This window comes from Flexilinea flocculi, from assembly GCF_001192795.1.
Classification (GTDB): domain Bacteria; phylum Chloroflexota; class Anaerolineae; order Anaerolineales; family Anaerolineaceae; genus Flexilinea; species Flexilinea flocculi.
Genome location: NZ_DF968181.1, coordinates 1341991 through 1353436, shown reverse-complemented (window position 1 = coordinate 1353436; position 11446 = coordinate 1341991). Strand labels below are relative to the sequence as shown.

The window sequence follows — 11446 nt, the reverse complement described above, 5'->3', positions numbered from 1 at the left end:
CTAATTGTATCAGAAAGATCCTTTTTTATCCAATTTTACTCGTAGTTTTATGCCATCCTTAACAAATATTTCCTTTAGGAACAACCCCTAGATAAAATTTGATTATCCGTCAATTTGTCTGCAGTTTCTATGATAATATTTTGCTTCTTCAGATTTTTCCAATCAATGTGATTTGCAAGCTCATCCTTGGCTTCTCCAGGCCCAAAAATATAAATCGCGTCTGCCTCCCGGATAAATGGAACAATCTGATCATAATAGTTATCCAGTCGAATCTTAAACTGCCGGTCCCATACATCTTCAGAAGAGGAACCCAAAACGCCATCCGATTTTTTTGATCGGGATCCATCACCAAAACGAATCTTTTTTTCAACATTGGAGGTGATTTCTTTGATTATTTCTTTCTTATTTTCAATGGTTACGATAAACGCTCTGCGGCGATCAATCCATAAACCCACTTCTTTTGTCATTGATTCCTCCTTATAGAAATCAGGTAAATCTTGGAAAAAATCCCATAATCAGTATTTTTTTCAGAAATTAATCGCATACAATCCGGATCGATCCATATAAATCTGAAAAAAACCTATATATATATCATACAATGCTCATTGAAAAAAATTCATCTGCTTTTTCCAGTAATTCGAAATTTCGACTTGCTTTTAATTCGATCGAAAACAATATGACATCTTTTCATCACTTTACTCAAAAGCTTCAAATTTCTGGTTGAAAATAATTCAATGATTCTTCGATCAAATGTATAATATAGGAACAGTACCGTTTTTTTATTTTTAGGGACATCCAATTTCTTATTAAAACGCTTAATGTTTTACCCAAATGGGTGGAATTTTCCACACCAGAATAACCGAATAAAGAGAAATTGATGATGAAATACTAGACATAAAGGAATGCCATTTCGCATCAATCCTTTTTGGAGTATTTTATAAAAGCATCACCTTTTTTTATAATGAGAAAGGACAATGCCAGAAATATTATTTGTTTGCACTGCGAATCAATTCCGCTCGCCAATTGCATCAGCATATTTTCAAAAGAAATTGACTGAATCAGGAATAACTGACAATTGGAAAATCAGCAGCGCAGGCACCTGGACAGAAAATGGGCTGCCTGCATGCGTTGAGGCAAAGAATGCTGCTTCTCAAATTGGTCTGGATATCAGCAGACATAGCACGCGAGAAGTAAATTCGGAAGTTTTATCAAAAGCAGACCTGATCGTAACCATGGAGCAAGGTCATAAAGAAGCGCTCGCAGCAGAATTTCCGCAATGCAAAGACCGCATTATTCTGCTTTGTCAGGCAGCAGGGGAACCGGTTACTGAAATTGCTGATCCGGTTTTCAGTAATTTTCAATTTTGCGAAATGACTGTTCAAAGTATTGTTTATTGCATCGACCGAAGTTTTAATATACTGATGAACCTTGCAGAATCTTTTCAAAGAGATCGCGAAAACATTACCCAAAAGCAGCAACATTAAATAGAATAAGGCTACAGAATATTTCAAAACACATACCCAAAATACCCTCGGATTAAGGAACCATTTATGCCAGCAGAATACCTTACAGATAAGATAAATGATGATGAAATTGATTTCCATCGCTATTTCAGTCTGATCTTCCATTGGGCGTGGTTGATTATATTAATTGCATTTGTTACAGGATTTACCGCTTTTTTACTCAGCAGAAAATCCACTCCCTATTACGAATCCTCTACGACAATCCTTGTCGATGCAGCGCAGGCTTCTCAAACGACAGATTATTCATCCGTATTAATGTCTGAACAGCTTACGAATACATATTCTGAAATGATGAAAAAAGATTCGGTGTTGAATGAAGTCATTAAGCAATTAAACCTCGATCTTACGCCAAAAGAAATGCGAAAAAAAATATTGAAGGTTGAAGCTGTCGAAACCACACAATTAATCCAGATCACCGTTGAAACAACGGACCCGAATCTTTCTGCAGATATTGCAAACTCAATTGCAGCAGTTTCTTCAAATCAAATCAAAGAAATACAATCACAGCGCTTCCTTCAATCAAAAAACACACTGGAAGCTCAGATATCGGACTTGGAGAATCAAATCGCTATTTATGAAAAACTCGCCGATAATGCGTCCACTGAAGATCACAAAAATCGTTTAGATTCAAAAGCAAATCAATATCGCGATCTTTATGCAAATTTACTCTTATCCTATGAGAATATCCGACTTTCAGAAGCGCAATCAATTTCATCATTGGTTCAGGTAGATCCTGCTGTTCCAAATCCCATTCCGGTAAAACCGCGGATTTTATTAATTACTGCATTAGCTGTTCTCATCGGCGGAGCTGCTGCTACCGTATTAATTATTTTGTTGGATTCATTGGATGATACCATCAAAACACCCGAGGATATTTCGAAAGAATTCAAACTACCGATCTTAGGAGTCATCAATCATAGAAATGCGAAAGAAAACAAACCGATTACCTTGAGTGAGCCACGATCACCGACTGCAGAAGCATATCGGACAATACGGACCAATGTCAGTTTTGCAAGCGTAGATAAGCCCATTCACACCATCATGATAACCAGCACGGAACCTGGCGAAGGAAAATCCACAATCTCCTGTAATTTAGGAGTAGTTTTTGCACAAAACGGCATGAATGTGATCATCACAGATTGTGATCTGCGTCATCCGCGTATCCACACGTATTTTGGCCTACCCAATCACAAAGGCCTTAGTAATTTGTTTTCGAATGCCGGTGACATAATCACCAGTTCATTTCAACCGACACAGATGGAAAAGTTATCTGTTGTTACCACAGGATCGCTGCCTCCCAATCCCTCCGAACTCCTGGGATCAAAAAAAATGCAGTCTATTCTCATTGAAATGAAAAAATTTGCAGATATCGTTATTTTAGATACACCTCCCGTCTTAGCCGTTACGGATGCAGCTGTACTTGCTCCATCCGTTGATGGGGTCCTGTTGGTGGTTCGTCCAGGGAAAACGCGGCTCAGCGCACTTCGATTGGTTGTGGAACAAATCAACCAAGTCGGCGGTAATATTTTGGGAGTAATTTTGAACGATGTCGAATTGCAAGGAAAGCCGTATGCATATCAATATAAGTATTATCGGAATTATTCCGCATACCAGGGATATTATGGGCTAAAAGGGAAGAGAAAAAAAACGAATCCATAACACCGAACTTAAATCCTAGACTCGGAACAGATATTCTTTATCTTGATAATAACTTGGTTGTAATTTTTGTTGTTCAGCTTGCTTCTTTATAAAATTTTCTGAAATGAGTTTTTTTCAACATTATTTACAGATTCCTAATACGAGACTTGTTTTAATTTTTTTTTCAAAAAATCTGTCTTTTTAAACAAATCTATACTGCGAAAATTGCTTGTTATCTGGGTTTATAAATGAACAAATCTTTTCTGCGTAAATTTATTTTTATCAGGTTTAAAAAATGAACAAAATAAAAAAGCATGTTTTTTTAATCGGAAGCAGAGGACTCCCATTTAATTACAGTGGGTACGAGACATTTGTATATAAATTAACTGAATATCATCAGAATCTGCCAACAATACAATATCATGTTGCTTGTAAAAATTTTCAGGAAAAAGAAAGCTGGTTCTTCAATGCACGTTGTTTTAACGTGAAAGTTCCGAATATTGGAGCAAAACAAGCTATTTACTATGATGTAGCAGCAATGCTGAAAACAAGCATTTATATCTACCAGCATCATTTACATGATGCAACGATTTACTTGCTAACCAGCAGAATTGGACCTTTCATGTTTTTTTTCAGATGGATATTGAAGCGGTTTAAAGTGAAATTTTTTGTAAACCCGGATGGCAATGAATGGGCAAGAGGGAAATGGAGCAAACCAATCCAAAAATATTGGAAATTTGCAGAAGAAACAATGATGAAAAATACTGATTTGGTGGTCTGTGATTCACTGGAAATCGAAAAATATATACAAAATGAATATAAAGCATTACAACCTGCCACCACTTATATTTCTTATGGAGCTGATAGAAACGAAGAAGAAATTGATCAATTCCAATTATATTACTGGTTTGACAAGTTTTCTGTTAAGCCAGAAAGCTATTATTTATATGTAGGAAGATTTATTCCAGAGAATAATCTTGAGACAATCATACGCGAATTTATTGCATCAAAATCGAAACGAAAATTGCTGATTGTTACGAATGTGGAGACGAATCAGTTTTATGAAAAACTACTGAACTCAACACAATTTCATCTCGATGAACGTATTGTTTTTACTGGAGTAGTCCAGGACAGGAGGTTATTGGATGGAATTCGACAAAACGCTTATGCCTATTTTCATGGTCATGAAGTTGGTGGTACAAACCCCAGCCTTCTGGAGGCCATGGTTAATCGATGCCTTGTAATCGCATTGGATTGTGTATATTCCAGGGAAGTACTGGATAACAATGGTTTGTTTTTTACCAAAGAATCAGGAAATCTATCAACAATCATCAATCATTTGGAGTCTCAACTTTCTGATTCTGTTCGAAAAAAAATGGGGGAGAGGAATTATCAAAGAATTTGTGATGCATATAGTTGGAAAAAAATTACAGATCAGTACCAACATTTGTTTTTAGATGAGGATATTTTTTATAACCTGTCCAAGAAGAATCAACCGAAGAAAATTCAATGGATGGGAAAAATGAAATGAGCAATCAATTGATTCCACAAACGTTCCCGCTAATTTCTGTAATCATCCCTGTCTACAACACGGAAAAGTATCTACAAGAATGTGTTGATTCTGTTATGAAACAAACTTACCAAAACCTCGAAATTTTACTGATAGATGATGGATCAACCGATACATCTGCAGAAATTTGTGACGCGTATGAAAGATTCGATCAACGAATTACCACGCTACATAAAGAAAACGGAGGACTTTCTGACGCAAGAAATTTTGGAATAAAAAACGCCAACGGGGACTATTTGTGTTTTATCGATTCTGATGATTTTATTTCAGAGAATTTTATCGAAAAATTATTTGAAAGTATTACAAAAACACATTCTGATATCTCTTTTTGTAATTTTGTAAAATTTTTCCCCGGGAAAAATAAAAAAATCGGGAATTATCATTCCAAAGACCTATATGAAAACAGAGAAGATGCAATCAGAGGTTTATTTTCAGGTGAAATTCGGACCAGCGCCTGGGCTAAATTATACAAAAAGTCCATTTTCGACTCGATTCAATTCCCGGAGGGGGAAATTGCTGAAGATATTATGACCCTTTACAATGCATTTTGTACTATTAACAAAATTTCTTTCACAAAAAAGGGAATCTATTTCTATCGCCAGAATACTACCGGGATAACTCGCACAAAAACGATGGCATTGTTCAATATCCTAAAAACAAAATTTAAAGAGATCGATCAAGATGTACAAGAAAACTTTGTTAATCTGCAAAAAAATGCACGGGGATATTTTGTCCGAATTTACATCGGAACTTACAGTCTGAATTGTATTTTTGGGAAACAACGCGATCCATCTGAATATCAACTGTTCAAAACGGAAGTAATCCAATATCTTCCTTCTGTTTTGCAATTATCACTAATCGAGATGGGATTTATTAAGATAAGAACGATTGTTTTTCTAAATTTCCCAATTATCTACGATCTCATTTATAAGTTATATTATCTTCGGCAAGGGATTCATAAATAACAATCCTCAAATATTTTTTTTCTCCAGCTCTTTTTTTGGGAATAGCAGCTTTTTTCCCAAAATTTTAAGTAAAAATAAACATTTGAATTGATGATGTAGAAAGGATGAGATACCAGATCAAACTTGGATATGCTGGTATGAGAAAATATATGAAAATCATTACTTTTTATCTGCCACAGTTTCATAAAATTCCAGAAAATGATCAATGGTGGGGAGAAGGATTTACCGAATGGAATAATGTAAAAAAAGCTGAACCCCTTTTTCCCAATCATTACCAACCAAGAATTCCATTCAATGAAAATTATTACGACTTATCCGACATCAATGTAATGAAATGGCAGGTAAAACTGGCTAAAGACCATGGAATTTATGGTTTCTGTTTTTATCACTACTGGTTTAATGGTAAGTTACTGCTGCAAAAACCTGTCGAACAGTTTCTGGCTCATCAAGAAATAAATTTGCCGTTTTGTATCTGCTGGGCAAATGAACACTGGACCAATGGATGGGTTTCCGGGAAGTTTAAAGTTCTGATCGAACAAACTTACGGTGCTGAAAAAGAGTGGAAAGAACATTTTGATTATTTATTGCCATTTTTAAAGGATGAACGATATATAACAAATAACGGGAAACCATTGGTCGTTATTTATCGGCCGGAAATCATTGATTGTATCGATGAAATGTTGGATTACTGGCAGAAGTTAGCATTAGAAAATGGTTTTCAGGGTTTGGATTTTGCATATCAATATGTAGGATTCAATCTGGAAATCGAAAAAGATGTGAGCAGATTTTCCTACAATATCGAAATGCAGCCAATATCCGCATTTACTGTTCGTAAAATTGATCAACATAAGCAGTTAAGAAAAATCAAGTACCATTTATTCAAATTTCTCGAAACGAAGTTTTCGCTGGTACTCAAATTTTATCGTCCCTATCTTGAGAGATATAGCTACGATGAAATTTGGGAGATCATCTTGTCCATGACCCCAAAAAATGAAAAAAATATTCCCGGGGCTTTTGTCGATTGGGACAACACTCCAAGGAGAGGCCGCAGGGGCTCTGTTTGTTTTGGCGCTTCTCCAGAAAAATTTGAAAAATACTTATCCAGACAAATTATCCGGGCAAAAAATGTTTATAAAAAAGATATGATTTTCTTATTTGCCTGGAATGAGTGGGCTGAAGGAGGCTATATGGAACCTGACGTCCAAAATGGTCATGGAAACTTGTCTGCTCTGAAAAATGCATTGATTAAAAATAATGAATTTCCTGCGTATCCTTAAAGCTTTCTTGCCCATTCAAAGGCAATTGTCAAAAAAGACTTGTAAACATTAGCATTGGAAAAACTGGGCTAAAAAATGGAAATTAATAAAACGCCGTATTTAAGTATTATCATACCTGTTTACAAAGCTGAAAAATTCTTGGAAGAATGCCTCAATAGTATTAAGAAGCAAACTTTTTCCAATTATGAAATTCTATTAATCGATGACGGATCTCCAGACAAATGTCCTGAAATTTGCGATGAATCTGCAAAGAACGATAACCGAATTCGGGTTTTTCACCAAATAAACCAAGGTGTTTCGGCAGCCAGGAATAAAGGAATCCAGGAAGCCTGGGGAGAATGGATTGCGTTTATCGATCCGGATGATTGGATCGATGAACAAGCATTTTCCATTCTTTCAGGAGCACTTTCCGATCAAAAAGAAACAGATGTTCTAATTTTTGATTATTGCTTGCAAAACAAAAGAAACGCTTTTTCTCATTTAAAAACGTATCCGGAAATTTTTTATTCGGAAAACAAAGAGAAAAACAGAGATATTCAACTGCAAATTATCTCGCAGTCATTATTTAATTGGCCGACCAATGGCGGTGGTCCATGCAACAAATGGTTTAGGAAAGAAATTATTAAAAATATCTTCTTTCCGGTAGGAATGAAACGTTGTCAGGATTTGGTATTTTGTCTATACGTCTATGAAGCTGCAGAAAAAATCTTATACATACAAAAACCATTATATTATTATCGGTTAAACGAAAAATCAGCCAGTCATAGCTATTCTGCTGAAACAGAAGAAAAATATAATCGAATATTTTTCGAGTTTTCAAATTTTATAAAACTGAATCATCCTCATGATGAGCTATATTGGGATGCATTTCATTTGCAGAATCTGGATTTTGTGATTGATATATTTCAATTAGATAAAACAAATCCTGCAAATCAAAAATCAGAAAAAGAAAAAATTAACGATTTCATTGATTTTATGAAGAATAGTCAAATTGTTCAGGCAGTGCGTCTCATTAAACCAAAATATCTTTCCAGTAAGAGGAAAGTTCTGTTTTTTCTGATCAAAATAAAATGTCATGTTCTGATTTATAGTTACTACCGATTGAAAGCCTTATTGGAACGCTAACCATTTCCAAAATTTATGGCTATTCGGATACTGCAAACCAGAAAAGAAATAAACTGAGTTAAGTGTTCTTGATGATGAAGCATTGATTTTTACTAAATGAAACGATTCATCTCTTCACAAGAATTCATTCGATAGTTTATACAGCGAGATACTATTTCTCATATCAGGAACGTATAATTAAATATGATGTCAAAAAGATTGTTAACCAGAGCTGTTATAAACGGTATTACCTCTTTGAGGAATTTTATTTATTACTTGATCCCTCTCTTAATTATTTCGCAATCACCCTTTTTCTGGAGATTTCAAATATATCGCAGTTTTATCAAGTATTGCACAATAGGATTGCTTGGCCTTTACCTGTACCAAATTTATAAAAATAAAAAAAACCTGTCTTTTTTAATGTGGTTGATAATTCTATACAATTTATTTGTGACCATTGTCAGTAAATCACGTGGGTATGAAGAGAGTCTCTTTGTATTTATGCTGGGAGTACTTACTTGTCTCATCATTGAGATGGTGATTATCAAAAATGATGAAAGAAATTTTGTCAATGGAGCCAGAGTTTTTTTCAGCCTTTTGATATATATCAACTTAGTGTTGATAATCATTTATCCCGAAGGGTTATATTATGAGGATCCGTATTACAACAACTGGTTATTAGGTTATAAGAATTTTCAAAGCTGCATCATCTTTCCGGGAATGTTATTCGCGTTTTTAGATTCTTATTATTCACATAAAAGAATCATCAGTACCAATTCATTATTTGTAATTCTGGCTTCCGGAGTTACTTTTGCGATAATCTGGCCAGCCAGTTCGGTCGCCGCTTTCTTTATTTTTATTTTGGGATTGATCTTCTTTTCAAGAAAACAAATGCCGCCATTCATCAACCTTTGGAATGTTTTTTTGATATCAGCAATTTTTTTTATTATGATTATCGTTTTCAATATTCAAGAGCATTTTGCCTGGCTGATTGAAGATGTGCTAAAAAGGGATTTATCATTTACGGGAAGAACAAATATTATTTGGAATTCTTCGATCAAATCTTTTCTGTCATCACCGTTCATTGGCTTTGGTAATCCTGATAGCAAATATGCGAGGCTGATCATATTTGGGATTAATGCTCATGCCCACAATGACATTCTGGATGTCCTCGTCAGGAGTGGCATTGTAGGTTTATGTATTTACATCGGTATGATCCTATGTGTCAACAAGAGATTATTGAATTATCGGCATTTTATCGTTGCTCGAGTCATGTTGATCACAATAGCATCCGTTTTTGTTTTGGGTATCGTTGGGGTTAATCATTCCAGGCCTACTTTTTTCCCTATGTTAATGATGGCCTATCATATTGAAAATTTTTGTTCAGTTCCATATAGAGAAATGATCGTGAAACAGGAAAAACAAAAGAAATCACGGATTTTTCCAGTATCCAACATAAAAAAAACCAATCTTTTCATACAGCCGTGATTATTTCATAGTCAGATCAATCTTTGTTTTTTTTCTGAAACTTTCCTGCGGCCTACTTGTTATTAACTCCAAGAAAAATTCCCCGCATAACCATCATTATGGCATTTATAAATCCATTCTGTTGATTTTGTATAAAAATTTCCCAAAATTGTTTTACAATGAAATGAGTCATTATCCATTTAGAATTTCTTCGTAGTTAGTTCATTTTCTAATAAACAAAACTGCAAATATTATTCCACAACAACAAATTACGTTGATGAAAGAACGATTGGGATGAAAAAAAAGCCATTAATTTCCAACACGCTCATATCTGCATTCTTCATGATTATCAATCTGCCGTTATCACTTTACCAGATCCGAATTTTCCTGGACCGATACGGAGCCAGTGTGAATGGTTTGATACAAACAGGAAATCAATCTTTATCTTATCTATCGCTGATTGAAAGTGGAATGTGTGCAGTATTTTTGTATTATATGTATAAACCGATGGCAGAAAGAAAAAATGAAGAATTGTCGGCGTTGTATGCAGGATTTGATTACTCCATGCGGCAAATTGTGATAAAGATGATCGTCATTGCATTTCTTATCTCATTGATTTTTCCGTTGTTCATTCAGGATAAATCGATTCCTCTGTTCGATATGATCAGTATCCTTGGTATTCTCAGCATTCGATATATTACTCCCTATTATTTGACTTTAGCGCCAAAATACATGGTGATTTTAAAAGAAAAAAATTATCTGGTCGAATTAATTGATGGCGTTCAAAATAATTCCATTTTGATAATCAACATTATTTTATTGAAATATTTTGCTATATCGGTCCAGGTAATCTTATTAATCAACGCAATTGTTGTATTTGGAATCGGACTTGTCTATCAGAAATTGATGCGGCATGAATATGGGTCGCTTTTAAAGAAATCAGAATTCAAAGATACGAGACCGATGCACTTAAGAAAATACTTCTTAGCCCACAATATTTCCTCCCTGGTTTTTAATAGTGCCGGTAATGTTGTTTTATCAGTTTTTGCTCCATCCTTATCATTTGCTTTTATTTATAGTTCTTACAACAGAATTTCAGGACAAGCCATTTCTTTCATCACAAAAATCGTCGACGGGACCCGTGCAAGTATTGGGTTAATGATGTGGGAGGACAATGAAAAGACGTATCATACATTTAAAATATTACAGGCAATCATTCAGCTGTGCAGTATTATCATCGTATCTGTTTATATTTTTTGTATCAATGATTTTATCGATTTATGGATCGGTTTAGAATTCATCCTCAAACCAATTGATGTCTTCTTATTCGGTGCATTATTGTATGCTAACGGCGTCTTGACAACTTACTATATTGTGCGTGATGCAAAAGGATTGTATAAAGAGAGCCAAAACTTTACAATATTTCAATCAGTTCTGAATGTAGTTCTAATGGTAATTCTTGTTCCACACATCGGTATTACGGGTTTGCTGATCGCATCCTGTTGCGGCAGATATCTCGTAGGAATTATCCAATATGAAAATTTAACCTATACCCTGATATTCCCTGCTCACAAAAAAAACTTGTTCGCAGCCTTTATTCCAATTTTATTAATTGTGGCAAGCGTATTTTTATCGAATTCTCTGTTTACGAACCTGTCATTTTTACATTTGGACAACAGAATTTATCAATTAATTATTCTTTTTATAGTAAGTTTGGCGATATCAAGTATTATTTCCTGTCTTTATTTTTTTCTATTCAATCAAACATTTCAAACATTTCTACGAAAGCAGTTTTCAGAAATCTCTCGGAAAATAAAAAATAGGCTTTAATCAAAACAATGTTGCTTAATTTTTCACATAAAAAACACACAAAGAAATATATCAAATTCGAAATATTATTAC

Annotated in this window: 9 protein-coding genes; 8 read left to right on the top strand and 1 reads right to left on the bottom strand. The window is 34.6% G+C overall.

The window, feature by feature from the left end:
• Window positions 1-74: 74 nt before the first annotated feature.
• Entirely contained in the window at window positions 75-467 is a 393-nt protein-coding gene (locus ATC1_RS10485; RefSeq protein WP_062281572.1) for a hypothetical protein, read from the bottom strand.
• A gap of 507 nt (window positions 468-974) precedes the next feature.
• On the opposite strand from ATC1_RS10485, the gene ATC1_RS10480 reads away from it, so the two are divergent.
• The 8 genes from ATC1_RS10480 to ATC1_RS10440 all read left to right on the top strand — a co-directional run bounded on the left by ATC1_RS10480 (window position 975) and on the right by ATC1_RS10440 (window position 11374).
• Window positions 975-1484 carry an arsenate reductase/protein-tyrosine-phosphatase family protein gene (locus tag ATC1_RS10480; protein ID WP_062281569.1) on the top strand — a complete coding sequence of 170 codons (510 nt, stop codon included), beginning with the start codon at window positions 975-977 and terminating at the stop codon, window positions 1482-1484.
• A gap of 66 nt (window positions 1485-1550) precedes the next feature.
• Window positions 1551-3182 carry a polysaccharide biosynthesis tyrosine autokinase gene (locus ATC1_RS14630; RefSeq protein WP_082174751.1) on the top strand — a complete coding sequence of 544 codons (1632 nt, stop codon included), beginning with the start codon at window positions 1551-1553 and terminating at the stop codon, window positions 3180-3182.
• A gap of 274 nt (window positions 3183-3456) precedes the next feature.
• Window positions 3457-4692 carry a DUF1972 domain-containing protein gene (locus ATC1_RS10470; RefSeq protein WP_062281566.1) on the top strand — a complete coding sequence of 412 codons (1236 nt, stop codon included), beginning with the start codon at window positions 3457-3459 and terminating at the stop codon, window positions 4690-4692.
• Window positions 4689-5696 carry a glycosyltransferase family 2 protein gene (locus tag ATC1_RS10465; protein ID WP_172667765.1) on the top strand — a complete coding sequence of 336 codons (1008 nt, stop codon included), beginning with the start codon at window positions 4689-4691 and terminating at the stop codon, window positions 5694-5696. Before ATC1_RS10470 ends, ATC1_RS10465 begins: the two co-directional genes overlap by 4 nt.
• A 149-nt stretch (window positions 5697-5845) precedes the next feature.
• Window positions 5846-6973: a glycosyltransferase WbsX family protein gene (locus tag ATC1_RS10455; protein ID WP_062281555.1), complete on the top strand. Its 1128-nt coding sequence runs from the start codon at window positions 5846-5848 to the stop codon at window positions 6971-6973.
• Between the two features lie 75 nt (window positions 6974-7048).
• Window positions 7049-8098, top strand: a complete 1050-nt coding sequence (locus ATC1_RS10450) for a glycosyltransferase family 2 protein (protein ID WP_062281552.1) — start codon at window positions 7049-7051, stop codon at window positions 8096-8098.
• 480 nt (window positions 8099-8578) lie between these two features.
• Window positions 8579-9565 carry an O-antigen ligase family protein gene (locus ATC1_RS10445; RefSeq protein ID WP_062281549.1) on the top strand — a complete coding sequence of 329 codons (987 nt, stop codon included), beginning with the start codon at window positions 8579-8581 and terminating at the stop codon, window positions 9563-9565.
• A 273-nt stretch (window positions 9566-9838) separates the two neighbouring features.
• Window positions 9839-11374, top strand: a complete 1536-nt coding sequence (locus ATC1_RS10440) for a polysaccharide biosynthesis protein (RefSeq protein WP_062281546.1) — start codon at window positions 9839-9841, stop codon at window positions 11372-11374.
• Window positions 11375-11446: the final 72 nt, after the last annotated feature.

What these genes read in the sequence shown, in the direction of transcription:
- ATC1_RS10450 (WP_062281552.1), top strand. Translation starts at nt 7,049, where the DNA reads ATGGAAATTAATAAAACGCCGTATTTAAGTATTATCATACCTGTTTAC.
- ATC1_RS10445 (WP_062281549.1), top strand. Translation starts at nt 8,579, where the DNA reads ATGCTGGGAGTACTTACTTGTCTCATCATTGAGATGGTGATTATCAAA.
- ATC1_RS10470 (WP_062281566.1), top strand. Translation starts at nt 3,457, where the DNA reads ATGAACAAAATAAAAAAGCATGTTTTTTTAATCGGAAGCAGAGGACTC.
- ATC1_RS14630 (WP_082174751.1), top strand. Translation starts at nt 1,551, where the DNA reads ATGCCAGCAGAATACCTTACAGATAAGATAAATGATGATGAAATTGAT.
- ATC1_RS10485 (WP_062281572.1), bottom strand. Translation starts at nt 467, where the DNA reads ATGACAAAAGAAGTGGGTTTATGGATTGATCGCCGCAGAGCGTTTATC.
- ATC1_RS10480 (WP_062281569.1), top strand. Translation starts at nt 975, where the DNA reads ATGCCAGAAATATTATTTGTTTGCACTGCGAATCAATTCCGCTCGCCA.
- ATC1_RS10455 (WP_062281555.1), top strand. Translation starts at nt 5,846, where the DNA reads ATGAAAATCATTACTTTTTATCTGCCACAGTTTCATAAAATTCCAGAA.
- ATC1_RS10465 (WP_172667765.1), top strand. Translation starts at nt 4,689, where the DNA reads ATGAGCAATCAATTGATTCCACAAACGTTCCCGCTAATTTCTGTAATC.
- ATC1_RS10440 (WP_062281546.1), top strand. Translation starts at nt 9,839, where the DNA reads ATGAAAAAAAAGCCATTAATTTCCAACACGCTCATATCTGCATTCTTC.